The following is a 24072-nucleotide window of genomic DNA, read 5'->3' as shown; positions in this document are numbered from 1 at the left end:
GGGAAACCAGCCACTTGGCGTGATGTGACGAAAATCAATAGGATTTCCACCAGCATCGCAGCGGTTATTGTGCTGTCAGGCCGAAACCGACTCGACGAACAGCGAGGTCCGCAGACAAGTCCTGGGAAGACAACGGGAGTGCAAGCCATGGATCATCTCTACAACGACAACGTCGCCGAGATCTCCCTCCTGTTCCCCTGGCGCGGTTCCCTCACTGACGACGACGAGGGGTTGGAGCCGACCATCGTCCGCAGCATGGACTGACGAAACTCTGGGGTCCCATGACCGGCCTGTCCACCGTCGTCAAGGGCACCGGCCCTGCCCTGCTGCTCGTGCACGGCGCGGGCGGCAGCGTCCAGGCCAACTACGGCCCGATCCTCGGGACCCTCACGCAGTACTTCACCGTCATCGCGCCGGACCTGCCAGGCTCCGGCGGCTCGCCGAAGGCCGGCGGCCCGCTCGACCTGGAGAAACTCGCCGACGACCTCGTGGACCTCGCGGTCGGGGCCGGGCACGAGTCGTTCTTCGTCTGCGGCTGCTCGATGGGCTGCGCGGTCGCCGTCACGGCGGCGGTGCGGCACCCCGACCGGGTGCGCGGGCTGGTGCCGAGCACGCCGTTCCGGAAGATCGACGCCGCGACCAGGGCGAAGATCGACCGGTGGAAGTCGTTGCTGGACGGGTCTCGTGAGGTGCTGTCGCGGTTCATCCTTTCGGTGATGTGCAGCAAGGAGTACCTGGCCCGGCTCACCCCGGCGCAGGCGGAGGGCTTCGCCGAGCTGATCGGGGCGAGCGTGCCGACCGGGTCGCCCGCGCACGTCGACCTGATCCTGAAGATCGACCTGTCCGACGTGCTGCCGCGGGTCACGCAGCCGACGCTGGTGATCGGCGCGTCCGGTGACCAGCTGTTGTCGCACGACCTCGGCAAGGAGGTCTCGGACCTGATTCCGGGTTCGAAGTACACCGACATCGCGTGTGGGCACGCGATCGCGCTGGAGTCCGCGATGCCGTGGGCGCGGCTGATCACGGACTATCTGACGTCGGTGCAGTCCTGAGGCGGTGGGCCAACGCCGTGTGGCGGCGGCCCGCCCCGACAGTTCTGACGGCCTGGCCGATGGCTCGCTTGCTTCCCACCAGCACGACGAGCTTCTTGGCGCGCGTGACGGCGGTGTAGAGCAGGTTGCGCTGCAGCATCATCCACGCGCTGGTCGTGATCGGGATGACCACGCACGGGTACTCGCTGCCCTGCGAACGGTGGATGGTCATGGCGTACGCGTGGCTGAGCTCGTCCAGTTCGGAGAAGTCGTAATCGACGTCCTCGTCCTCATCGGTGCGGATGGTCAGCTTCTGCTCGACCGGGTCCAGTGCGATGACAACGCCCAGCGTGCCGTTGAAGACGCCGTTCTTGCCCTTGTCGTAGTTGTTGCGGATCTGGGTGACCTTGTCGCCGACCTTGAACACCCTGCCGCCGAAGCGTTTCTCGGGCAGGTTGTCGCGTGACGGCGTGAGGGCTTCCTGCAGCACGGTGTTCAACGCGCCCGCGCCGGCCGGTCCGCGGTGCATCGGGGCGAGGACCTGGATGTCCTTGCGCGGGTCGAGCCGGAACTTGCGCGGGATGCGGTTCGCCACGACGTCGACCGTCGTCGCCGCCGCCTCTTCCGCGTCGTCGGTGCTGAAGAGGAAGAAGTCCGGAAGTCCTTGCACGACTGGATAGTCACCGCTGTTGATGCGGTGGGCGTTCGTGACGACGCCGGACTCCTGCGCCTGGCGGAAGATGTGCGTGAGGCGGACGTTCGGGACCGGGCTTCCCTGCGCCAGCACGTCTCTGAGCACTTCGCCCGCGCCGACCGAGGGCAACTGGTCGACGTCGCCCACGAGCAGGAGGTGCGCGCCGGGCGGGACCGCCTTCACGAGCTTGTTGGCCAGCAACAGGTCCAGCATCGAAGCCTCGTCCACGACGACCAGGTCGGCGTCGAGCGGGTGGTCGCGGTCGTACGCCGCGTCGCCGCCCGGTCTGAGCTCCAGCAGGCGGTGGACGGTGCGGGCCTCGTGGCCGGTCAGTTCGGTGAGGCGCTTGGCGGCACGCCCGGTCGGCGCGGCCAGGACGATCTTGGCGCGCTTCGCCTGGGCCAGGCGCACGATCGAACGGACGGTGAAGCTCTTGCCACAGCCGGGTCCGCCGGTGAGCACCGCGACCTTCTCGGTCAGCGCGAGCTTGACCGCCGCCGCCTGGTGCTGTTCGAGCTCGGTGCCGAGCCAGGCGAAGGCCTTGTCCCAGTCGACGCCGGCGAAGCTCGGCATGCGGTCGTTGTCGGCGTGCAACAGGCGTTTGAGCTGTGACGCCAACGAGATCTCCGCGCGGTGGAACGGGATCAGGTAGATGGCGATCTCGTCGTCCGGGAGCTCTTCGCGGACAACGCCTTCTTCCTCGACGAGCTCCGCGAGGCAGTCGATGACCAGGCCCGCGTCGACCTGGAGGATCTTGATGGCGTCCGCGATGAGGGACTGTTCCGGCAGATAGCAGTTGCCGTCGGTGGTGGCCTCGGAGAGCGTGTACTGCAGACCGGCCTTCACGCGTTGTGGACTGTCGTGCGGGATGCCGACGGCCTTCGCGATGACGTCGGCCGTCTTGAAGCCGATGCCCCAGACGTCGTTCGCCAGGCGGTAGGGCTCCTCCTTGACGACCTCGATCGCCTTGTCCGTGTACTGCTTGTAGATGCGGACGGCGAGGCTCGTGGAGACGCCGACGCCCTGGAGGAAGACCATGACCTCCTTGATGGCCTTCTGCTCCTCCCACGCCTCCGCGATCAGCTTGGTCCGCTTTGGACCCAGCTTGGGGACCTCGATGAGCCGCTCCGGCTCGTTCTCGATGACGTCCAGCGCGTTGACGCCGAAGTGGGTGACGATCTTGTCCGCGAGCACGGGACCGATGCCCTTGATCAGGCCGGAGCCCAGGTAGCGGCGGATGCCCTGGATCGTCGCGGGCAGGACCGTCGTGTAGTCGTCGACGTGGAACTGCTTGCCGTACTGCGGGTGGGAGCCCCAGCGGCCGCGCATGCGGATGGACTCGCCGGGCTGGGCACCGAGCAGCGCGCCGACGACCGTGACGAGGTCGCCGCGGCCGGTGTCGACCTTGGCGACCGTGTAGCCGTTGTCCTCGTTGGCGTAGGTGATCCTCTCCAGGACCGCTTCGAGGACGTTCATGCCCTGGAACTTACCCTGCGGCTTCTGCACACGATCTTCACAACTTGTCCCGGCGTCCTCCACGACATGCACATAAAGTCACCGCCATGACAGGTCAGCGCCGGGTGCTCGTCGTGGAGGACGACATCACGATCGCCGAGTCCGTGGCCGCGCGGCTGCGGGCCGAGGGGTTCGTGGTGTCGGTGGCTCATGACGGGCCTTCCGGGGTCGCCATGGCCGCTTCCTTCGTGCCTGACCTGGTCGTTCTCGACGTGATGCTACCGGGGTTCGACGGGCTGGAGGTGTGCCGCCGGATCCAGGCGTCGCGTTCGGTGCCGGTGCTGATGCTGACCGCCCGGGGGGACGAGACCGATCTGCTGGTCGGTCTCGCCGTGGGGGCGGACGACTACCTGACGAAGCCGTTCTCGATGCGTGAGCTGGCGGCACGGGTGCACGTGCTGCTGCGCCGGGTGTCGCGGGCGACCACGTCGCGGTCGCTGGAGCTCGGGGACCTGGTGATCGATCTGGCGGCTCGGAGGGTCTCCCGTTCGGGGGTGGAGGCTCATTTGACGCCGACCGAGTACGACCTGCTGGTGTTCCTGGCCGAGCGGCCTTCTGCCGTGCAGGCGCGGGAGCGGTTGCTGGCGGAGGCGTGCGGGTGGCACGAGGGGGCTTCGTCGCGGACGGTCGACAGCCACGTGAAGGCGTTGCGGCGCAAGCTCGGGGCCGACCTGATCCGGACGGTGCACGGCGTGGGGTACGCGCTGGAGGTGCCCCGGTGAAGAAGGTGCTGGGCTGGCTCGACATGCTGCCGCGTCCGCTGGACTCGGTGCGGTCGATCAAGCTCAAGCTCGGGATCGTCATCGTGGTGTCGGGGTGTGTGTCGTTCGCGTACTTCCGTTACGTGACGGGGTGGTTGCCGCCGCGGACGACGTTGATCGCACTGGTGCTGGGACTGCTGACGTCGCAGTTGCTGGCGCACGGCATGACTTCGCCGTTGCGGGAGATGACCTCAGCGGCCCGGTCGATGGCCTCGGGGGACTACTCGCGGTCGGTCCGGGCGACGTCGTCCGACGAGGTCGGGCAGCTGGCCGAGGCGTTCACGGTGATGGCCGCCGATCTCGGCGCCGCCGACCAGCAGCGGCGGGAGCTGATCGCGAACGTGTCGCACGAGCTGCGGACGCCGATCTCGGCGTTGCAGGCCGTGCTGGAGAACGTGGTCGACGGGGTGGCCGTGGCCGACGCGGCGACCATGAAGACCGCTCTCGCGCAGACCGAACGGCTGGGCCGGCTGGTCACCGAGCTGCTGGACCTGTCGAAGATCGACGCCGGGGTGCTGTCGCTGAACCGGGAGACCCTGTCGGTGTCCTCCCTGGTCGCCGATGTGGTGGCCGAGGCGGCGGTGGCGGCACCTTCTGCGTCGTTCTCGATCGACGTGCCGGGGGACCTGACGGTTTTCGCCGACGGGGAGCGGCTGCACCAGGTGCTGGTGAACCTGGTGGACAACGCTGCGCGGCACGGACCCATCGGGGGGTTGGTGTCCGTGTCGGGCGGTGTTTCCGGGGGTGCTGTCGTTCTGGAGGTCCGGGACGAGGGGCCGGGGATCGCTCCGGCTGACCGCTCCCGGATCTTCGAGAGGTTCACCCGAGGGGAGAGGGCGGGCGGTGGTGGGACCGGGCTCGGTCTCGCCATCGCCCGGTGGGTGGTGGATCTGCACGGCGGGACGATCGCCGTGGTGGATCCCGGGTCGTGCATCCGGGTGACTTTGCCTCGCTGACTTGGTTGTTGTTCGCACCACGTCGTGGTGTGACGGTGAAGCGCGCCCGTTTTCGGGCTTGGGAGAGAGACATGACTGACTCGACGCAATCGCCCGGCTCCGCTGAGTCGCCCGAGGAGAAGGCCGGTTCGGACGGGGGCGCTGCTCGGCGGCGGTACCGGCACTTCCGGAAGGTGGGGTATCGGCCTGTTTCCGGGGGTGCGCCGGAGCCTGGGGGGACTGGGAGCGCTGAGGTGCCTGAGGCCGGGGGCATGGAGGCCGCCGAGCCGGTCGAAGAGGCCGTCGCCGATGCCGAGGCAGGCTCGCGCAGGGGTACCCCCTCGCTGGGAACCCCTGCGACTCAACCTACTCAGGGGGACCGACAAGATCAGGCGGCGAATGAGAGGCCCGCCGAGGCACCGGCAGCTGAGAAGACCGCCGGACCCGGAAAGGCCGCCGGAGCCTCACAGGTCGCCGAGCCCGAGAAGGTCGCCACCGCCACCCTGCCCCCGCCCTCACCGTGGCAGGCCGTACCCCGCTACCCCACCGTCGGCCCGGTGGTCGTCCCGCCCGCGCCCGGCGTCCCGTTCATGCCCTGGTGGAAGCCGCCCACGACCGGCGCACCGCACAAGGTCCTCGTCGTCGGACTCGTCGCGGGCCTGGCCGGCGCTTTCCTCGCCCCGCCGAACAACGGCATCGGCTGGTTCCTCGCGGCGCTGTTCGGCGTCGGCGGCGTCCTGTTCTACGCGGGCAAGCCGTCCATCGAACGCGCGCTCTGGCTGGCGGCCGCGCTGGCGTTCCTGGCGATGGGCTTCCTGCGGGCCGCCGAGTGGGTCTTCCCGCTGTGCGTGCTGGCGTCGATGATGTGCGGTTCGATCGCCATGGCGGGCGGCAGGACCGTCCGCGGGCTGGTCTTCGGCGCGCTCGGCATCGGGCTTGCGGGGCTGCGGTCGATTCCGTGGGTCGCGAAGGGCTTCAGCAAGCGCGGGCCGGTCGGCATCAGGCCGTTCATCTCGGTCGGCGTGGCGCTGGTGTTGCTGCTCATCTTCGGGTCGTTGCTCGCCGGGGCCGACCAGGCGTTCGGGAAGTTCCTCGAGAGCCTGGTGCCCGAACTCGAAATCGGCGGGTACGTGCGGATGGCGTTCTTCGGCGGCGTAGCGGCGTTCGGCGCTGTCGGTGCGTGCTACCTCGTGACGGCGCCCCCGAGCATCAACGAGGACGCGGAGAGCAAGCCGGGCACGTTGCGGGTCAAGGACTACGCGCTGCCGGTCGGTGTGCTCGTGGTGCTGTTCGCCGGGTTCGTCGGCACGCAGCTCGCGGTTCTGTTCGGTGGCGAGAAGTACGTGATGGAGACGGCGGGTGTCACGTTCGCCGAGTACGCGCGGTCCGGGTTCTGGCAGCTGCTGTGGGTCTCGATCCTGACGCTCGGGGTCATCGCCGGCGTGGCGCGGTTCGCGGCGAGGAAGACCGCGCGGGAACAGTTGTGGCTGCGGATCCTGCTCGGGTCGCTCGCGGTGCTGACGCTGGTGATCGTGGCGAGTGCGTTGAGCCGCATGTGGTTCTACCAACAGGCGTACGGGTGGACCGTGCTGAGGCTTTTGGTCTCCTCGTGCGAGGTCTGGCTCGCCGTCGTCTACCTGATGGTGATCGGGAGCGGCATCACGTTGCGCGCCAACTGGTTGCCCAAGGCGATCGTCGGGACGGGCACGGCGTTCTTCCTCGCGGTCGTGGTGATGAACCCCGAGCAGGTGGTGGCCGACTACAACGTGAGCAGGTTCGAGGCGACGAAGAAGATCGACACCGTTTACCTGTCGCGGTTGTCGGAGGACGCGGTGCCCGCGCTCGTCAGGCTGCCAGAGCCGCAGCGCTCGTGTTCCTTGCGGTGGCTGAAGAATCGCGGCAACGTCGAGCAGGACTGGCGGGAGTGGAACCTGGCACGGCACAACGCTCGCAAATCACTCGGAAGCGTTGCGGTGACTGATGTCACCTGTGAGTCGTCGTACTCCGGAGAGAGGTAGTCCGTTAACTGGAGGTAAAGTTGCGGGTCCACCAGTTGCCGAGAGGGTGAGAAGTGACGCTGTCGTGACCATTGCGGCCGAACCCGTTGTTCTTCGATCGATGTTCACGGCAGGCGAGGCGCCCACACCGCGCACACTGCTGGACATCCTGCGCGCGAGTGCCGAACAGCACCCGAACGCGCTGGCCGTCGACGACGGCACGACCGCCCTCACGTACCGCGCGCTCATCACGGAAGTGCTGGAACTCAAGGAAAAGCTCGCCGCCGAAGGTGTCGGGGTCGGCGACCGGGTCGGCATTCGCGTGCCGTCCGGGACCGTCGACCTCTACGTCTCGATCCTGGCGGCCCTCGCGGCGGGTGCGGCCTACGTGCCCGTCGACTTCGAGGACCCGGACGAACGAGCGGAGCTCGTGTTCGGAGAGGCGGGCGTGTCCGCCGTGCTCGGCGAGGGCCGATCCCTTGTGCTGCACGGCACTCCGCTCGGCATGCCGGGCGAACCGTCGCTGGACGACGACGCGTGGATCATCTTCACCTCCGGCTCCACCGGCAAGCCCAAGGGTGTTGCCGTGACGCACCGGAGCGCTGCCGCGTTCGTCGACGCCGAGGCGCGGCTCTTCCTGCAGGACGAGCCGATCGGCCCCGAAGACCGTGTGCTGGCGGGACTTTCCGTCGCGTTCGACGCCTCCTGCGAGGAGATGTGGCTCGCGTGGCGGTACGGCGCGTGCCTGGTGCCCGCACCGCGTTCGCTGGTGCGCACCGGCATGGACCTCGGCCCGTGGCTGGTCGAGCAGGAGATCACCGTCGTCTCGACGGTTCCGACGCTGGCCGCGCTGTGGCCGGTCGAGGCGCTGGACGACGTGCGCCTGCTGATCTTCGGCGGCGAGGCGTGCCCGCCGGAACTGGCCGAGCGCCTCGCCGTGGACGGTCGCGAGGTCTGGAACACCTACGGCCCCACGGAAGCGACCGTCGTCGCCTGTGCCGCGCGGATGACCGGTTCCGGTCCAGTGCGCATCGGCTTGCCGCTGGACGGCTGGGAGCTCGTCGTCGTCGACGCGGCCGGCGAGGTCGTGCCGATGGGTTCGGCGGGCGAGCTGGTGATCGGTGGCGTCGGCCTGGCGCGCTATCTGGATTTGGCCAAGGACTCCGAGAAGTACGCGCCACTGCCCTCCATGGGCTGGGACCGCGCGTACCGCAGCGGCGACCTGGTTCGCGCCGAGCCGGAGGGCCTGGTGTTCCTCGGCCGGGCGGACGAGCAGATCAAGCTCGGCGGCAGGCGCATCGAACTGGGCGAGGTCGACGCGGCGCTGCAGGCGCTGGACGGCGTGGCCGGTGCGGCCGCTGCCGTGCGCACCACGCGTGGCGGCAACCAGATCCTCGTCGGCTACGTCGTGATCGACGGCGAGTTCGACCAGGCCGCGGCCGTCGACCAGCTGCGTGCCGAGCTTCCTGCGGCCCTGGTGCCGTTGATCGCCGTGGTCGGCACGCTGCCGACGCGCACGTCCGGCAAGGTCGACCGGGCAGCGCTCCCGTGGCCGCTGGAGTCGATGGACACCGCCGGCGTGGTGTTCTCGGGCCTGGAGGGCTGGCTGGCCGAGCAGTGGGCGGCCGTGCTGGGTTCCGGTCCGGCTTCCGAGGACGCGGACTTCTTCGCGTCCGGCGGCAGCTCGTTGTCCGCGGCGCAGCTCGTCTCGCTGGTCCGCACGCGCTACCCGAGCACTTCCGTGTCGGACATCTATCAGAACACGACGCTGCACAAGCTCGCGCGCCGCCTGGAGTCGTACGGCGCGACGGCCGAGGTGCGCGAGGTCGCTCCGACGCCGCGCTGGACGGGCGTTCTGCAGACGTTGCTGATGATCCCGTTGCTGACCATCGCCGGCGCGCGGTGGGTCGTCGCACTGACGGCCCTTTCGAACGTGCTGGGCTGGACTTCCGTGTCCTGGTGGTGGGTTGCCGCCGGGTGGGCGGTGTTCATCTCTCCCCTCGGCAGGCTGGCTGTCTCCGCCGGTGGCGCGCGACTGTTGCTGCGCGGGGTGAAGCCGGGCGAGTACCCCCGCGGCGGCTCCATCCACATGCGACTGTGGACCGCCGAGATGCTGGCGCAGATGTCGCGCGCCACGGAGCTGTCCGGCTCGTGGGTGACGCACTACGCGCGGGCGCTGGGCGCGAAGATCGGCCCTGGCGTCGACCTGCACTCGCTGCCGCCGGTCACCGGCATGCTGAAGGTCGGCCGCGGCGCCGCCGTCGAGCCCGAGGTCGACCTGTCCGGCTGGTGGCTGGACGGCGACCGCCTGGTGCTGGGCCGGATCCGCATCGGCGCGGGCGCGACGGTCGGTGCCCGCAGCACGCTGTTCCCCGGCGCCCGCGTCGGCAAGCGCGCCGAGGTCGCCCCTGGTTCGGGTGTCGCCGGCTCCGTTCCGACGGGCCAGCGCTGGGCAGGCGTGCCCGCGATCCGCGAGGGCAAGGCGGCGCGCTCGTTCCCGTCACGCCGTCCTTCGCGCTCGTACCTCTGGAACTTCATGTACGGCGTGTCCTCCGGCCTGCTGGGCGCGCTGCCGTTGCTGGCGGCCGCTCCCGCCGTGCTGTACGTGCTGCGCCGCCCGGTTTCCCTGACGTCGGCGCTGTGGGACGTCCCGGTCGCTTCCTCGATCTGGTTCGGCTCCTACGCGCTGCTCGTCCTGGTGTTCGTACGACTGCTGGGCATCGGCATGCGCGAGGGCCACTACCCCGTGCACAGCCGCGTCGCGTGGCAGGCGTGGACCACCGAGCGCCTCATGAACATCGCCCGCTCTGCGCTGTTCCCGCTGTACGCCTCGCTGTTCACGCCGGTGTGGCTGCGCCTGCTGGGCATGAAGGTGGGCCGCCGCGTCGAAGCGTCCACCGTGGTCGCACTCCCCCGCATGACCCGCGTGGGCGACGGCGCGTTCCTGGCCGACGACACGATGGTCGCGTCGTACGAGCTCGGCGGCGGCTGGCTGCGCATCGCCACGGCCCGCGTGGGCAAGCGCGCGTTCCTGGGCAACTCCGGCATGACCGCCCCCGGCCGCAACGTGCCCAAGGGCGGCCTCGTCGGCGTGCTGTCCGCGGCCCCGAAGCGCGCCAAGGCCGGTTCTTCGTACCTGGGCATGCCCCCGATGAAGCTGCCGCGTGCCGCCGAGGTGTCCGACCAGTCCCGCACGTTCGACCCGCCCGTTCGCTTGATGTGGGCGCGGGCTCTGGTGGAGCTGTGCCGGTTCGTCCCTGTCATGCTCAACGTCGCGCTGGTCGTGCTCGTGCTCTTCGCCTTGAAGGAGTTCGGGCTCTGGTGGTCCGGCGTCGTGCTGCTGGGCGCCGGTGTCGCGGCCTGCCTGGTCGCCGTGATCGCCAAGTGGACGCTCGTGGGCCGCTTCCGCGTGCGTGAGTACCCGCTGTGGTCGGCTTTCGTCTGGCGCAACGAGCTGGCGGACACGTTCGTCGAGGTGCTCGCCGTGCCGTGGCTGGTCGGCTTCTCCGGCGGTACGCCGATCATGAACTGGTGGCTGCGCGCGCTGGGCGCGTCCGTCGGTCGTGGCGTGTGGTGCGAGTCGTACTGGCTGCCCGAGGCCGACCTGGTGTCCCTGGGCGCCGGCGCGTCGGTCAACCGCGGCTGTGTGGTCCAGACGCACCTGTTCCACGACCGGATCCTGCGCATGGACCGCGTTTCCCTGGGCTCCGGCGCTACTTTGGGTCCGCACGGCATCGTTCTGCCGGGCGCGTCCGTCGGCGCCAACACCACGATCGGACCCGCCTCGCTCGTCATGCGCGGAGAGGATGTACCGTCGGGAACCCGTTGGCTGGGCAACCCGATCTCCGCGTGGACATGAGCTTCTCGGTACATCACTACGCACTAGAGCTTGACTACAAGCCGCACTCCGCACGCCTCTCCGGGCGTGCGGTGCTGCAGGCTTCCTGCACGTCGCTCTCGTCGTTCTCGTTGTCCTTCGGCCCTTTGCGGATCTCGAAGGTGCTGGTGAACGGCAAACCGGCGCGGTACGCGCACGCGGGTGGCGTGCTGAACGTTCGCGCGGCCGTGCGCGGGTCGTTCTCGGTCGAGGTCCGCTACTCGGGAACGCCCGTGCCGGTGTCCACACCGGAGTGGGGCGACCTCGGCTGGGACCAGCTCACCGACGGCTCGCTGGTGGCCTCGCAACCGATCGGCGCGCCGTCCTGGTTCCCGTGCCTGGACGAGCCCTCGTCGAAGGCCTCGTACCTGCTGGACGTGACCGCGCCTTCGTCTTATGTGGTCGTGTGCAACGGGGTGCTGGTGGACGGCAAGGTGTCCGGCAGCACCACGCGGTGGACGTATTCGATGGCCGCACCGATGGCCACCTACCTGGCGACCGTCCAGATCGGACAGTACGTCGAGGCGCTGCCCGGCGTGTGGGCACCGGCTCGGCTTCGCCGGCTCGTGGCGCACGACTTCGCGCGGCAGAACCAGATGATCGACGTGTTCTCGTCGCTGTTCGGCCCCTACCCGTTCGCGAAGTACTCGGTCGTGGTGACCGACGACGAGCTCGACGTTCCCGTTGAGGCCCAGGCGTTGTCGACGTTCGGGTCCAACCACGTGGACGGGCGGCGGGGCTCAGAACGGTTGGTGGCGCACGAGTTGGCGCACCAGTGGTTCGGCAACTCCGTCGGAATCGCGTCGTGGGAGCACATCTGGCTCAACGAGGGTTTCGCCTGCTACTCGGAGTGGTTGTGGTCCGAGGCTTCCGGTGGCCGCTCTGCCGACGCTTGTGCTGCTGGGGCTCAGGATCTGCTTGCGCGGTTGCCGCAGGACCTGGTGATCGGGCGGCCGGCGCGGGCCGACTGGTTCGATGACCGGGTGTACAAGCGCGGGGCTTTGACGTTGCACGCTCTGCGTCGTGAGATGGGTGACGACTCGTTCTTCGCGTTGCTGCGGGAGTGGTGTGCGCGGAACCGGCACGGTGTGGTGACCACGGAGGACTTCCTCGCGCTGGCCGGGCACCGCGACCTGCTCACCCGCTGGCTGTTCGAGCCCGCGCTACCGCTCTAGCCGACTCGCCAGCCGGGCCTCCGCTCCTGGACTACGGGTTGCACGGATGGAGCTGAACTTCCGGTGTCCGGAAGGAGATCAGCCCTCCCAGCGGAAGATCGTGCCTGCCGTCCGGAATCTCGACCAGCACGACAGCCGTTCCCACCCGGACTTCCACCTGCTCTCACCTCCGTGAGCCTCTCACGTGAGCGGTCTCATGGTGTGCCACCCACCAGACAGCGGGTATCCGGCCTCGATACGGGAGGAGGACAAAGACGTGCTGTTCGTCGTGCTCGGCTGCTCAGTGGCCTTCGCGTTGCTGGCGGTGGAGGTGATTCACCGGCTGGTGCGCCGCTTCACCCACAGCGGCAAGATGTACCGGCCCGGCCAGATGTTCGGAGCGCTGCTGGCGGCCCAGATAAGCCTGAGCGTCTACCCGATCGACGCGCCGATCGCCCTGCACGCACTGGGAATCGCGTTGATCCTGGCAGGTGCCTGGTTGCTGGCCGCGCTGATCAGCACCCTGGTGGACGTTTCGTTGTCGCGCATTCGCACCGACGTCACGGACAACCGGCACGCCAGGCGCGTGCACACGCAGATCACGCTGGTCCGGCGTCTGGTGCTCGTGGTCATCGGGGTGCTGGCGGTCGGGGCGATCCTGATGACGTTCCCGGGGGCGCGGGCGGTCGGATCGACCGTGCTGGCCTCGGCCGCGGTCATCGGTGCGGTGGCGGCGTTCTCGGCGCAGTCGTTGCTGGGCAACCTGATCGCGGGGCTGCAGATCGCGTTCAGCGACGCGGTGCGGCTGGACGACGTTGTGGTGGTTGAAGGTGAGTGGGGACGCGTCGAGGACATCACGCTGACGTACGTGGTGCTGCACCTGTGGGACGACCGGCGGCTGGTGCTGCCGACCTCGTACTTCCTGAAGACTCCCTTCCAGAACTGGACGCGCACGCAGTCGGCGTTGCTGGGGACCGTTGAGCTCGATCTGGACTGGACCGTGCCGGTCGAGGCGATGCGGCAGGAGATGCGGTCCATGTTGGAGGGCAGTGACCTGTGGGACGGGCGGGTGTCCGTGTTGCAGGTGACGGACGCCACCCAGGGGTTCGTGCGGTTGCGGGCGTTGGTCAGTGCGGCTGATGCCGGGAAGTTGTGGGATCTCCGTTGTTTGGTTCGTGAGCACCTGGTGGATTGGGTACAGCGGCAGCACGGCGGCGCGTTGCCGCAGGTCAGGACTCGCGCTGTCACCGGGGTCAAGCGGCAGCAGCCAGCCAGCGACCAGCACACCGACGCGCGGGTGTTCGGGGAGAGCCTGGACGGGGCGCAGCGGGAGCAAGCGTTTGCGGGGCCTAAGTAGAGCGTTCCAGGATGCCCGTGATCAGGCTGCGGCAGCGGGCGATCTCGGCGGCCTGCGCGTCGAGGCGGTCCACCTCGGCGCGCAGGGTCGCGATGAGGTTCGTGCACGGGTCCAGGCGTGGTGAGGCGTCCAGTACACACGGGAGCAGCTGGGCGATGGTCGCGATGGGCAGGCCCACGTTCAACAGAGCCTTGATGCGTCGGACGGTCTCGACGTCGGACTGCGAGTACGTGCGGTAGCCGTTCGAGGAGCGCGTGGACGTCAGCAGGCCGCACTGCTCGTAGTAGCGGACAGAGCGGGCAGAGACGCCGCACGCGGCGGCCAGTTCACCGATCAGCACGACTTGACCTTGACACTGATGTCAAGCCTTACGTTCCAGAACATGAACGTGATCATTCATGGCGCGCAGAGCGTGGCGGCGGACTGGGACCAGGTCAAAGCCCTGCTGGAGCCTGCCGCGGTACCGGAGAGGCGAGGGCGCAGCGGGGTGCCGCTGCCCGACGACCACAGCCTGCGCACCGAGGTCGAGGACCTGCACGAAGTCCTGGACCAGCACAAGAACGCGACCCTCATCGGGCACAGCTACGGCGGACTCATCGCGTTGCTGGCGGCTCAGGAGCGCGACGACCTCGAGGCGCTCGTGCTGTACGAGCCGGCGCTCCACGTCGACAGTGCGAAGGTCGCGAGCTTCAGGCATGCGTTGAGCAGGGGCGACCGGGATCTGGCGCTGGAGATCACGGTCACTGAGATCGCGGGTGAGCAGCAGTTCCGCGACACCGATCCGGAGGGATGGCTGAAGGCGCAGGAGTTGCTCGAGACGACGTCGCGCGAGCTGGCGACGGTCGAAAGCTTCCGGTACCAGCCACCGAAGTTGCAGGTACCGGTGACGGTTATCGTCGGCGAGCACACCGACCACATCTTCGGGCCCGCCGCACGGGATGTCGTGCGCGACACCGGGGGCACCCTGGTCACGCTCGAAGGCGAAGGTCACATCGCGCACGTCACGAACCCGGAGCTCCTCGCCGCGACCATCCGCAATGGATCCAGCACACTGAGTGCATGAGGACCGGGGACCAGGTCGTCCAGGGCCTGCCGTGGCGGTGGCGCGCCCAAGGGACGATCTTCATCATCGGCGGGCTCGGGTTCCTGTTCGACGCGTGGGACGTCACGCTCAACGCGTTCCTGATTCCGCTGGTCAGCGCCGAGTGGAACCTGACGCTCGGCGAACGCGGGTGGGTCGGCACGGCCAACCTGATCGGGATGGCCGTCGGCGCGTTCGCGTGGGGTGCGGTCGCCGACATCATCGGGCGCAAGAAGGCGTTCAGCCTGACGATCCTCATGTTCTCGGTCTTCACGGTGGCCGGGGCCGCGTCGCCGGACTTCGTGACGTTCTGCGTGTTCCGGTTCCTCGCCGGGGTGGGGCTCGGCGGGTGCATCCCGGTGGACTTCGCGCTGGTCGGCGAGTTCACGCCCGCCAGGGTGCGCGGGCGGGTGCTGGCGGCGATGCACGGGTTCTGGCCGCTGGGAGCCACGTTGTGCGGGCTCACGGCGGCCTACCTCGCCGAGCTGGGCAGCTGGCGGCTGCTGATGCTCACGATGGTGCTGCCCGCGTTGCTGCTGTTCTGGATCCGGCGCGGTGTGCCGGAGTCGCCGATGTTCCTCGTCGCCAAGGGCAAACCCGACGAGGCCAAACGCGTCATCGACCAGCTCGTCGCGAAAACCGGCGCGCCGCGGGAGGAGTGGAGGCTCCCGGAGCTCCAGCAGACCCAGAGCCTCTCCCCCAAGGCGATGTTCACGCAGCTCAAGGACATCTGGCGGTTCGACCCGAGGCGGACGGCGGCGCTGTGGGTGCTGTTCCTCGCGGTGTTCCTGCTGTACTACGGCGCTGTCACGTGGCTGCCGAGCATCCTGAAGGCGCAGGGGTACGGGACGTACGCGGCGTTCATGGTCACGACGCTCACCGTGGCGGTGGGCATCGTGAGCGCGTTGGTCAGCGCGTGGCTGGTGGACGTGTTCGGGCGCAAGTGGGTGATCGCGATCAGCGCGCCGCTCGCGGCGCTGGCGCTGGTCCTGTTCGCGTTGCAGCTCGACATCGACGTGGCGGCCAAGGCGTGGATCACGTTGTTCGGGATGCTGGTGCAGATCGCGATTCCGGCGCTGTACGCGTTCGCGCCCGAGCTGTACCCGACGCACCTGCGGGCCAGCGGGTTCGGCTGGGCCTCGACGGTCAGCCGGATCGGGGCCGGGTTCGTGCCCGTGCTGTTCGGTGCGCTGCTGTGGCCACATCTGGGGCTGACCTGGACGTTCGCGGTGATCGGGGGCGTGGTGGTCGTGGCCACCGTCATCATGATGTTCAACGTGCCGGAAACGAGGATGCAACCGCTCGCGGAGCGCGTTCCGTCCTAGGCGCATGAGAAGACCGCTCGCCGTCGCGTTTTGCGCGCTGGCTCTCGGAAGCTGTGGTACGAACGGGTCTCCAGCCGTGCCGTACGCGGAGGTCCCGACCGTGTCTTCAGCGAAACCGGACAGGAACCGGATCGAGCAGGCGAAGCGCGACGGCCACCTCACCGTGCCACTGATGATCTCCGTGCAGCCGGGACGCGACGAGGAGGTCGAGCAGGCACTGACGAAGCTGGGCGCGACCATCGAGTCGCGGGATCCCAGAATCGGTTACCTGCGGGCCGAGATGCCGGTGGACAAGGTGGAAGACGCACGTCTCATCACCGGCGTGTCCAAAGTGGACTTGGACGAGCCGCTCGGCAACAAGCTCCCTGAACCGTAGAAAGCCCCAGGATCTCGTGGACCCTGGGGCTTTCTGCGTCAATCAGTGGAGCTTCAGCTGACCGACTGGACGATCACGGCGCCACGGCCGACGACGTTCTCGTTCGCCGTGCGCACCTCGAGCTCACCGCGCAACACGCGGCCCGCACCCGGCTGGCCCTGCGGGGTGATGACGCCCGCCACGGTCCAGGAGGCACCGGCGGCGCGGTCGGCATTGCTGTCGGTCACGGTCAGCGTGCCGAGGCCGGCTGCGGTGTAGACGTCGATGTAGTCGTACTGCGTGGTGCCCGTGGGCACCGCGTAGCCGTCCACCTGAACGCGCCACAGACCCGCGGCGGGAGCGTTGACGCTGACGGACTCCTCGGAGTCACCGTCAGCCGACTGACCGGCGACCACGCAGCTGCCCGACGTGCAGTTGAGCAGGAACAGGTCGAGGTCGGCACCGGCGTCGGACGGGTTGCCGATCGTCGTCGTGATCCGCGACGCACCCGCCGGAACCTGGATGTCGAAGAACTTGGTCTCCAGGTTGGCGATCGACAGGCGGCCCGTCGTGGCGCTGCCGACCGGACCGGCCACGAGCCGTCCGTTGAACGCGGCCTGCGTGTTCGTCACGGTGTAGCTGCGGTCGAGCGGGGTGCCCAGTGCGGCCGACGGGACGACGTCCGGGTTCGGGCTGATCGACGTGCCGAGCACGGACGCGGTCACCGAGTACGGCGCCTCAGCGGCGTCGGAGGTGCGGCGCGCCTCGACCACGATCTCCCAGACACCGGGCATCGGGCTGGTCACCGTACGGCTGGTGGGGGTGCCACCGGAGCAGCCGGCGCCCGCGTCCGGGTTGTAGCAGTTGGTCGAACTGGTGACGTCGAGCGGTACGCCCTGCGGGGTGAAGCGCAGGAAGCGGACCTGCCCCTTGCCTGCCTCGGCGCCACCGGCGGCCATGTCGACCTTCAGCGCGGTCGTGCCCTTGGGCACGTTCACGAAGAGGCTGGTCGACTGGTTGCGCGCGATCGTGCCGGACTTGGTGACCGAGAACTTGTTGGCGGCGTTGAAGTTCTCCGCCGCGAACACGGTGTTCAGGGTCTGCACGTCGACACCGGGCGTCTCGACGTCGTCCAGCTGCAGAACGGCGCTGTGCACGCCCGCGGTACCGGCCTTGATCTTCACCGGGAACTGCACCGGCGTGTTCAGCGGCAGGTCGACGGTCTTGGCGGCCTTGAACGTGCCGTCGTTGCCCTTCCAGGAGACCTTCCAGGTCTCGAGGTGGTCGTGACCGGTGGTACGGGTCAGCGTGTAGGTGCGGGTGTACTCCTGGCCAGCGGTCACACCTTCGCGGTCGTGGATGCCGACACCGACGTTCGGGGTGGCGAGCCCTCCACTGAGGACAGTGCTGACCGGGACCGACGTGGTGACCTTGTTCGGCACACCGTGCTGGTCCAGCAACGTCCACGCGGCGTTGGTGTTGAACAGACCAGCGCCCTGCTCGTAGGCACTGAGGGTGTCCACCCACTTGGCACTGCGCTGGATCGCGTAGCGCAGTTCGGCGCTGGTCGGCTTCTGGCCGTCGTGCGTGGCCTTGTACGCGCTCACGAGCAGTGCGGCGGCACCGGTCGCCTGCGGGGCGGCCATCGAGGTGCCGTTGAACATCGCGTAGCCGGCGGGAAGGGCGTACGTGCCCGCCACCGGGCCGGGCTGCTGCCAGCGCGGCGTGGTCGAGATCGCCGAACCCGGCGCGACGATGTTCGGCTTGAAGCCGCCGTCCTCACGCGGGCCGCGCGACGAGAAGCCGTGCAGGTTCTGCTTCTGCGCGGTCGTCGAACCGTAGTTGGAGAGCCAGGTCGCGCTGGTGATGGACGAACCGACGCTCACCGCGTTCGTCGCGACCGACGGGTCGCCGACGGTGTTCGCGCCCGCACCCGAGTTGCCGGCCGAGATGAAGAGCTGGACGTTGTACTCGTCGATCGTGCGGTTGTAGAGCTCCGCACGGGCGTTGTTGCCGTCGTTGAGGGCCGGGAGGCCACCGATGGAGATGTTGACGACGTCAGCGCCGTTGCGCGCGGCGTAGAGGACACCGTCGATCAGGCCGGAGCTGGTGCAGGACGGCGTGGAGAGGCAGGCCTTGATGGCCATCAGCTTCGCACCGGGCGCGGCACCGGCCATCTTGCCGCCGAACATCTTGTGCGCCGCGGTGATGCCCGCGACGTGGGTGCCGTGCGCACCGCCGGAGATGCCGAGGCTGACGTACGGGGTGCCGCCGGCGTCGTAGATCGACTTGTCCGTCTGCACGACGAACGCCATGCGGTCGACGACGGGGGTCGCGGGGTTGTCGGCACCGAAGTAGCCGACGTCCTTCTTGACCTTGTAGTCGATCATCCGCGGGTTGTTGGTGAAGTCGCCGTCACCGTCGGTGTCGACGAAGACTTCCTTCGTCTGGATGTCCTGGATGACACCCCACGAGTCGGCGCGGTCGCCGTCGCGGTTGATGTCGCCGCCGGTCTCGCTGCCGGCACCGCCGAGGTCACCCGCGATCTCGCGGAAGAGACCGAACGAGTAGGGGCCACCGGTCGCCGGGGCGGTCCACTCCTTGCCACCCTCGACGAACTTGCCGGTGCGGCCGGTCTTGGTCATGGTGACCCAGCTGCCGTCGCCGGACGTCGGGTTGTTGGCCGTGAACCAGTCGACGATCTTGCGCTCACCGGTGCTGGTGGTCTGCAGCGCGGGGTGGTCGAGGTCGATGCCGGAGTCGATCACGGCGATCGTGGTGCCGCGGCCGTCCCACTGCGGGTGCGCGAGGGCGAACTGCGCCGCCTGCGTGTCCTGCGTCGGCATGTACGGGTTGGTGCGCGCCGTCTTGGCGTCCGGAGCCTTCTGCGGAGCCGGCTGCTCCATGCCCTGCGGACGCGGGTCGTCGAGGACGACGAGGCCGTCGACGTCCACCGTGCTGACCGACTTCAGCTTGGCAGCCTTCTCCGCGTTGTCGCGCGGGATGGTGACCTTGACGTAGTCGACGTCCTTCTCGGTCTTCTGGACCGTGGCGCCGAGCGCCTTCAGTTCGCTGACCGCGGCGTCGGTCTTGCCGTCCTCGGCGGCGACCAGCAGGTCGACGGTCGGCTTGCCCTGACGGGCGGCCTCGTCGACGAGCTCGCGGTCCTTCTTGTCCAGCTGCTTGTCGGCGGCCGGCGCGTCCTGCTGCGCTGTGTTCTGCGCGATGGCGGGAGTGGCGGCGAAGCCGAGCCCGGCAGTACCCAGCACCGCGGTCAACAAGACCGTTCCGGTGCGGCGTCTCCAGTTCTTCACGGCGCAAATGCCCTTCGTGGGGTAAAGAGTGCACGAAGCACATCTCTTCGCCTGCCGAGGGGCAATCGTCTTCCTGGAGCATTCTCCAGATCCACATTGGACTGTTCAGCGGATTGTCCAGGCACCGCATTAATGCTGCGCGTTTCACTTTAGGCGTGGAACGAGCGGTTGCCCTCCAGTCAAGAGCTGATAGAGGGGAATGTCAAGACCTGCGTCAACGGTGAACGTTGTTGACCTGTAACGGGATCATGTCAGCGGACGATGGACTGATCGCTATTTCCACGCATGAGGGAACGCAATCTCGACCGCAGGCGCTGGGCGATGCTCTGGCTGGTCGCGAGCGGTTTCGGCTGCGCTCCGCAGGCGGGGCAGTTAATGCGGTGCCCGGCCAGCGCACGCCGGAGTTCCTCGACCTGGCTCGCGGTTCGCTCGGGCACGGAGTCCTTTTTGACCGAGAGCAGGCTGAGCTCCGTCAGCGTTTCCTTGCCCGTGTGGAGGCGCACGGCGGGGGCGATGGTGTGGAAGAAGATCAGATTGCGCCGGCGTGCGGGCTCGATCGTTCTGACGTCGCACCACTCGATGACGGTTTGCCGGTCGAGGCTGTTCGACGTGATGCCTTCAGCGGTCAGTTTCGTGCCCATCCGGAAGCTGCGCCACGCGACCGTGCCGCCCATCAGGGACCACAGGCCGCCGAAGACGTAGCCGTACCACGGGCCGCCCGCCATCGCGATCGGTCCGCCGGCGGCGACGCCCGCGCCGAGCCCGAAGAGAACCCATCTCCACCTGGTGTGCATCTCCCCATCCTGTTTACCTGATTCGGGCGCTCGGCATTGTTCGGTGCGAAACCAGGATGGTGGCATTCCCTTGCGGGCGGAATACCTGGGCCTGCCTGCCGTGCCTGCGCATCAGGTGGTCACGGGGCTCATCCCGCATGAGCCGCCCAACTTCCAAACGCCTGCCGCGCTCGCGTTGTTGAGTGAGCCGGTCTGTGTGGTGACCGGACAGCGCGGGTTGGGCAAGACGCAGGTCGCTGCCGCGCATGCACGGCAGCGGCGCTTGAGCGGATTCAGCGAGACTGATCGCTGATCAGGCGCTACCTTGCGCCCATGGACCTCAAGCCGGTCGCCGACGAGCTCTACGGGCTGCCCCCGAAGGAGTTCACCGCGGCCCGCAACACCGCGGCCAAGCAGGCCGGTGACAAGGACCTCGCCAGGGCCATCGCCGACCTGCGCAAGCCGACCGTCGGCGCCTGGGCGGTGAACCGGCTGGTGAGAGACGCGCCGAAGGACCTGGAGGAGGCGCTGAGCCTCTCCACGGCGCAGCTGACCATGCGGGAGCTCGGCCGCAAGCGCAAGGAGCTCCTCGAATCCCTCGTCTACCGCACGCTGGAGCTGACCGGGCCGCTCGCGGACGACGCCGTCACGCAGGTGCGGAACACGCTGACCGCCGCGATGGCCGACCCGGAGTCCGCCGAGCAGGTGCGGGCGGGGCACCTCACGAAGGCGCTGGAGTACTCCGGGTTCGGGTTCGCCGTGCCGGTGCCGGAGCCCGTGCAGGAGGAGGGCGACGGCGAGGACGCGCTGGCCCGCAAGCGGCGTGAGCGGCAGGAGCGGAAGCGGGCGGAGGCGCAGCAGGCGCTGGACGAGGCCGAGCAGGCTCTCGGGGAGGCTCAGGCGGACCAGCTGGCGGCGCAGCGGGCGTTCGACAGGGCGGCGGAGCGGTTGGAGGACGCCAAGCGGGTCACGGCGGCCGCGGAGAAGGCGCGCAAGGCCGCGGAACGCAAGCTCAGCGATCTGAGCTAGAGCGGTCCAGCGGGCCCCACTCGTCGGAGTGCTGGGCGTGGACCAGGTCCTCGCACTCGCTCAACGCGGAGTCAGCCACCCAGGCCAGCGCTTCGAGGCAGCGGACCAGGGGCTCGTTGTCCGGGCCGCGGCCCACCTCGGCGCCGCGGAGCACCCACGCGCGGACGTCCGGGCCACGCAGGTCGCGCAGGTGGCGGTAGTCGAAGAGACGGCGGGCCACCCAGAGCTTGCGCGAGCGGTCTCCCCACCACGGCTCGACGCGCAGCGGGCTCGCGGAAAGTCCTGGCAGCTCCACGCCGGTCAGCGAGTCGCGCGACGTCGAGGCGGCGTCCGCGTCCGGGCCTTTCGACCAGCGCACGTAGACGTCGTCACCCAGAAGGCCGACCAGCTCGGCGAGATCTGTGATCGTGGGCAGCTCATCCGTCACACCTGGTGACATACCCCGGTTGAACCTGAAGGCAACCTGAAGGATTTGAGTCCTGTCACAGTGAAAGCCGACCGGAACACCACGCTCCGGTTGTACGTTCAACAATGTGGTTGGCCGCTGGCGCTGGAGCCCGCGCCAGGACGATCCGGCACCCCCAGGCTGGAAAAGTCCTTCCGCAGGCGTTGTGCGCTCGCGCAGCGGTCAACCCGCCGTCGACCGGCACACCGGAAACCCCCCTCACCGGTAGTGGCGGTCGGCGGCACCCTCAGCCAGGCAGGTTGTACTGGTCGTGACGGGCGTAGAACGCCTCCAGCTCCTCCGGGCTCAGCCCCTTGGCCTTCCCCACCTCCAGGAAGAAGTTCTCGCGGGCGATACCGGGCGAGAACAGGATCAGCATGCGAACCGGCGCGTCGCTGTCGTTGCGGAACGCGTGGGGCCGGTTCGGCGGGACGTAGAGGAAGTCGCCCTCGCCACCCTTGATCCATTCGTCGCCGTCGAACAGCGTGATCTCGCCTTCGAGCACGTAGAACGACTCGGAGAAGGTCTTGTGGAAGTGCGGCCGGGCGCCGGGCTGGCGTGCGTCCATCCGCCACTCGAACAGGCCGAACTCGCCGTTCGTCACCGATCCGGGTGCCACGAACCTGGTGGTGCTGGTGCTGAAACCCACCTCAGAAGCCGGTCGGAAGGTCATCGTCTCAACTCTCCCCAGAAAGTGAACTTGATTCAGGTCTCGTGCGTGACCAGCAGTGGATCTATGCTCGCCCGATGGCACATGACGCGGATGTCATCGTCGTCGGCGCGGGCCTCGCAGGTCTCGTCGCGACCGCAGAGCTCGCGGACGCGGGCCGCAAGGTCATTCTCCTGGACCAGGAGCCGGAGGCGTCCCTCGGCGGCCAGGCCTGGTGGTCGTTCGGCGGGTTGTTCATGGTGGACACCCCCGAGCAACGCAGGCTTCGGGTCAAGGACTCGCACGACCTGGCACTGCAGGACTGGATGGGCTCGGCGGCGTTCGACCGGGAGAGCGACCACTGGCCCCGGCTGTGGGCGCAGGCCTACGTGGACTTCGCCGCCGGGGAGAAACGCTCCTGGCTCCACAACATGGGGGTGCGCTGGTTCCCGTTCGTGCAGTGGGCCGAGCGCGGCGGCTATCTCGCCGACGGGCACGGCAACTCGGTGCCGCGGTTCCACGTCACCTGGGGCACCGGGCCCGGCGTGGTCGCGCCGTTCGAGCGCCGCGTGCGCGAGGGCGTGGCGAAGGGCCTCGTCACGCTGAAGTTCCGGCACCGGGTCACCGGCCTCAACGTCACCAACGGCGTGTGCGACGGCGTTTCCGGTGAGGTCCTGGAGCCGTCGTCGGTCGCTCGCGCCGAACCGAGCTCCCGCACGGTCACGGGAGACTTCTCCCTCAGCGCCCAGGCCGTGATCGTCACGTCCGGCGGCATCGGCGGCAACCACGACCTGGTTCGCCGGAACTGGCCCGAGCGCATGGGCAAGCCGCCCAAGTTCATGCTGGCCGGCGTGCCGGACTTCGTGGACGGGCACATGATGGAGGTGGCGCAGAAGGCGGGCGCCTCGATCATCAACGCCGACCGCATGTGGCACTACCCCGAGGGCATCGCGAACTACGCGCCGGTGTGGTCGCGGCACGGCATCCGCATCCTGCCGGGCCCGTCGCCGCTGTGGCTCGACGCGGACGGCAACCGCCTGCCGATCCCGCTCTTCCCCGGCTTCGACGCGCTGGGAGCGTTGCAGCACATCACCGTGCGCGGCGACGAGCACTCGTGGTTCGTGCTGAACAAGAGGATCATCGGCAAGGAGTTCGCGCTGTCGGGCTCCGAGCAGAACCCGGATCTGACGGGCAAGGACACCCGCGCGGTGCTGAAGCGCGCGTTGCCGGGTGCGGTCGCGCCGGTGGAGGCGTTCGCCCAGAGGTCCAAGGAGTTCATCCAGGCGGGGACGGTCGCGGACCTGGCACGCGGCATGAACGCGCTGACCGGCGACGACCGCATCGACGCCGCCGCGCTGGAAAAGACGATCATCGAACGCGACCGCCAGGTGACCGCGGGCCTCAGCAAGGACATGCAGGTCAACGCGATCCGGTCGGCCCGCCACTTCCTGACCGACAAGCTGATCCGCGTCGTCGAGCCGCACCGGTTGCTCGATCCCAAGGCCGGGCCGCTGATCGCCGTCCGGTTGTCGGTGATCACGCGGAAGACGTTGGGAGGCCTGCACACCGATCTGTCGTCGCGGGTGCTCGACACGTCCGGCGAGGTGTTGCCGGGGCTTTACGCCGCCGGTGAGGCCGCCGGGTTCGGTGGTGGCGGCGTGCACGGATACCGCGCACTGGAAGGAACTTTCCTCGGCGGCTGCCTGTTCTCCGGCCGGGTGGCCGGGCGTTCGGCGGCCGACGCCGTTTCTTAAGTTGCGCTTGTCGAACTGAGACGGAG

At 68.7% G+C, this 24072-nt stretch carries 20 protein-coding genes; 13 read left to right on the top strand and 7 right to left on the bottom strand.

The window, feature by feature from the left end:
* The first annotated feature begins 281 nt into the window (after nt 1–281).
* Nucleotides 282–1052, top strand: a complete 771-nt coding sequence (locus tag ABFX45_RS11495) for an alpha/beta fold hydrolase (protein WP_346129531.1) — start codon at nt 282–284, stop codon at nt 1050–1052.
* Here the strand turns inward: ABFX45_RS11495 and recD2 are convergent.
* Nucleotides 1021–3201 (bottom strand): SF1B family DNA helicase RecD2, encoded by a 2181-nt coding sequence (recD2, locus tag ABFX45_RS11490; RefSeq protein WP_346129529.1) that lies wholly within the window; start codon nt 3199–3201, stop codon nt 1021–1023. The two genes, ABFX45_RS11495 and recD2, sit on opposite strands and share 32 nt — an antisense overlap.
* Before the next feature lie 86 nt (nt 3202–3287).
* On the opposite strand from recD2, the gene ABFX45_RS11485 reads away from it, so the two are divergent.
* The 5 genes from ABFX45_RS11485 to ABFX45_RS11465 all read left to right on the top strand — a co-directional run bounded on the left by ABFX45_RS11485 (nt 3288) and on the right by ABFX45_RS11465 (nt 11985).
* Entirely contained in the window at nt 3288–3962 is a 675-nt protein-coding gene (locus tag ABFX45_RS11485) for a response regulator transcription factor (protein WP_109641838.1), read from the top strand.
* Between the two features lie 23 nt (nt 3963–3985).
* Entirely contained in the window at nt 3986–4957 is a 972-nt protein-coding gene (locus ABFX45_RS11480) for a HAMP domain-containing sensor histidine kinase (protein WP_346129638.1), read from the top strand.
* Between the two features lie 233 nt (nt 4958–5190).
* Nucleotides 5191–6954 carry a DUF4153 domain-containing protein gene (locus ABFX45_RS11475; RefSeq protein WP_346129525.1) on the top strand — a complete coding sequence of 588 codons (1764 nt, stop codon included), beginning with the start codon at nt 5191–5193 and terminating at the stop codon, nt 6952–6954.
* A 100-nt stretch (nt 6955–7054) separates the two neighbouring features.
* Nucleotides 7055–10792: a Pls/PosA family non-ribosomal peptide synthetase gene (locus tag ABFX45_RS11470; protein ID WP_346129523.1), complete on the top strand. Its 3738-nt coding sequence runs from the start codon at nt 7055–7057 to the stop codon at nt 10790–10792.
* The gene (locus tag ABFX45_RS11465; protein ID WP_346129521.1) at nt 10789–11985 is read left to right on the top strand and encodes a M1 family metallopeptidase; all 1197 of its coding nucleotides are present in this window, start codon (nt 10789–10791) and stop codon (nt 11983–11985) included. The genes ABFX45_RS11470 and ABFX45_RS11465 overlap by 4 nt, the downstream gene beginning before the upstream one ends.
* Before the next feature lie 31 nt (nt 11986–12016).
* On the opposite strand, the gene ABFX45_RS11460 is transcribed toward ABFX45_RS11465, so the two are convergent.
* Nucleotides 12017–12142 carry a hypothetical protein gene (locus ABFX45_RS11460; RefSeq protein ID WP_346129519.1) on the bottom strand — a complete coding sequence of 42 codons (126 nt, stop codon included), beginning with the start codon at nt 12140–12142 and terminating at the stop codon, nt 12017–12019.
* Between the two features lie 99 nt (nt 12143–12241).
* Between ABFX45_RS11460 and ABFX45_RS11455 the strand changes: the two genes are divergently transcribed.
* Nucleotides 12242–13321 carry a mechanosensitive ion channel family protein gene (locus tag ABFX45_RS11455; protein WP_233440240.1) on the top strand — a complete coding sequence of 360 codons (1080 nt, stop codon included), beginning with the start codon at nt 12242–12244 and terminating at the stop codon, nt 13319–13321.
* Here ABFX45_RS11455 and ABFX45_RS11450 read toward each other — a convergent pair.
* Complete coding sequence (locus ABFX45_RS11450) at nt 13314–13661, bottom strand: MerR family transcriptional regulator (RefSeq protein WP_109641831.1); 348 nt, start codon at nt 13659–13661, stop codon at nt 13314–13316. The two genes, ABFX45_RS11455 and ABFX45_RS11450, sit on opposite strands and share 8 nt — an antisense overlap.
* A 42-nt stretch (nt 13662–13703) precedes the next feature.
* Between ABFX45_RS11450 and ABFX45_RS11445 the strand changes: the two genes are divergently transcribed.
* From ABFX45_RS11445 to ABFX45_RS11435, 3 genes are all read left to right on the top strand, one after another.
* Nucleotides 13704–14384 carry an alpha/beta fold hydrolase gene (locus ABFX45_RS11445; protein ID WP_346129516.1) on the top strand — a complete coding sequence of 227 codons (681 nt, stop codon included), beginning with the start codon at nt 13704–13706 and terminating at the stop codon, nt 14382–14384.
* On the top strand, nt 14381–15727 hold the full coding sequence (locus tag ABFX45_RS11440; protein WP_346129514.1) for an MFS transporter: 1347 nt from the start codon (nt 14381–14383) through the stop codon (nt 15725–15727). Before ABFX45_RS11445 ends, ABFX45_RS11440 begins: the two co-directional genes overlap by 4 nt.
* A gap of 100 nt (nt 15728–15827) precedes the next feature.
* The gene (locus tag ABFX45_RS11435; protein ID WP_146231880.1) at nt 15828–16103 is read left to right on the top strand and encodes a hypothetical protein; all 276 of its coding nucleotides are present in this window, start codon (nt 15828–15830) and stop codon (nt 16101–16103) included.
* Nucleotides 16104–16156: 53 nt separating this feature from the next.
* Here ABFX45_RS11435 and ABFX45_RS11430 read toward each other — a convergent pair whose 3' ends face one another.
* Entirely contained in the window at nt 16157–19396 is a 3240-nt protein-coding gene (locus ABFX45_RS11430; protein ID WP_346129511.1) for a S8 family serine peptidase, read from the bottom strand.
* Between the two features lie 251 nt (nt 19397–19647).
* Nucleotides 19648–20121: a PH domain-containing protein gene (locus tag ABFX45_RS11425; RefSeq protein ID WP_146231879.1), complete on the bottom strand. Its 474-nt coding sequence runs from the start codon at nt 20119–20121 to the stop codon at nt 19648–19650.
* A 112-nt stretch (nt 20122–20233) separates the two neighbouring features.
* Between ABFX45_RS11425 and ABFX45_RS11420 the strand changes: the two genes are divergently transcribed.
* Nucleotides 20234–20482 (top strand): hypothetical protein, encoded by a 249-nt coding sequence (locus tag ABFX45_RS11420; protein WP_346129509.1) that lies wholly within the window; start codon nt 20234–20236, stop codon nt 20480–20482.
* A gap of 20 nt (nt 20483–20502) precedes the next feature.
* The gene (locus tag ABFX45_RS11415; protein ID WP_109641819.1) at nt 20503–21198 is read left to right on the top strand and encodes a hypothetical protein; all 696 of its coding nucleotides are present in this window, start codon (nt 20503–20505) and stop codon (nt 21196–21198) included.
* Here ABFX45_RS11415 and ABFX45_RS11410 read toward each other — a convergent pair.
* A complete protein-coding gene (locus tag ABFX45_RS11410) occupies nt 21182–21625 on the bottom strand; it encodes a DUF6098 family protein (RefSeq protein ID WP_233440236.1) in 444 nt (147 codons plus the stop codon). The genes ABFX45_RS11415 and ABFX45_RS11410 overlap by 17 nt on opposite strands.
* Before the next feature lie 265 nt (nt 21626–21890).
* Entirely contained in the window at nt 21891–22316 is a 426-nt protein-coding gene (locus tag ABFX45_RS11405; protein ID WP_346129506.1) for a cupin domain-containing protein, read from the bottom strand.
* A gap of 74 nt (nt 22317–22390) precedes the next feature.
* On the opposite strand from ABFX45_RS11405, the gene ABFX45_RS11400 reads away from it, so the two are divergent.
* Entirely contained in the window at nt 22391–24046 is a 1656-nt protein-coding gene (locus tag ABFX45_RS11400) for an FAD-binding dehydrogenase (RefSeq protein ID WP_109641813.1), read from the top strand.
* The last annotated feature ends 26 nt before the right edge of the window (nt 24047–24072 follow it).

It is taken from the genome of Lentzea roselyniae (assembly GCF_039537795.1).
Classification (GTDB): domain Bacteria; phylum Actinomycetota; class Actinomycetes; order Mycobacteriales; family Pseudonocardiaceae; genus Lentzea; species Lentzea atacamensis.
This window is presented reverse-complemented; position numbering and strand designations above follow the sequence as displayed.

Coding starts and splice junctions, on each gene's coding strand:
- ABFX45_RS11440 (WP_346129514.1), top strand. CDS start 14,381: ATGAGGACCGGGGACCAGGTCGTCCAGGGCCTGCCGTGGCGGTGGCGC.
- ABFX45_RS11480 (WP_346129638.1), top strand. CDS start 3,986: ATGCTGCCGCGTCCGCTGGACTCGGTGCGGTCGATCAAGCTCAAGCTC.
- ABFX45_RS11495 (WP_346129531.1), top strand. CDS start 282: ATGACCGGCCTGTCCACCGTCGTCAAGGGCACCGGCCCTGCCCTGCTG.
- recD2 (WP_346129529.1), bottom strand. CDS start 3,201: ATGAACGTCCTCGAAGCGGTCCTGGAGAGGATCACCTACGCCAACGAG.
- ABFX45_RS11400 (WP_109641813.1), top strand. CDS start 22,391: ATGGCACATGACGCGGATGTCATCGTCGTCGGCGCGGGCCTCGCAGGT.
- ABFX45_RS11485 (WP_109641838.1), top strand. CDS start 3,288: ATGACAGGTCAGCGCCGGGTGCTCGTCGTGGAGGACGACATCACGATC.
- ABFX45_RS11425 (WP_146231879.1), bottom strand. CDS start 20,121: ATGGCGGGCGGCCCGTGGTACGGCTACGTCTTCGGCGGCCTGTGGTCC.
- ABFX45_RS11470 (WP_346129523.1), top strand. CDS start 7,055: ATGTTCACGGCAGGCGAGGCGCCCACACCGCGCACACTGCTGGACATC.
- ABFX45_RS11445 (WP_346129516.1), top strand. CDS start 13,704: ATGAACGTGATCATTCATGGCGCGCAGAGCGTGGCGGCGGACTGGGAC.
- ABFX45_RS11465 (WP_346129521.1), top strand. CDS start 10,789: ATGAGCTTCTCGGTACATCACTACGCACTAGAGCTTGACTACAAGCCG.
- ABFX45_RS11405 (WP_346129506.1), bottom strand. CDS start 22,316: ATGACCTTCCGACCGGCTTCTGAGGTGGGTTTCAGCACCAGCACCACC.
- ABFX45_RS11415 (WP_109641819.1), top strand. CDS start 20,503: ATGGACCTCAAGCCGGTCGCCGACGAGCTCTACGGGCTGCCCCCGAAG.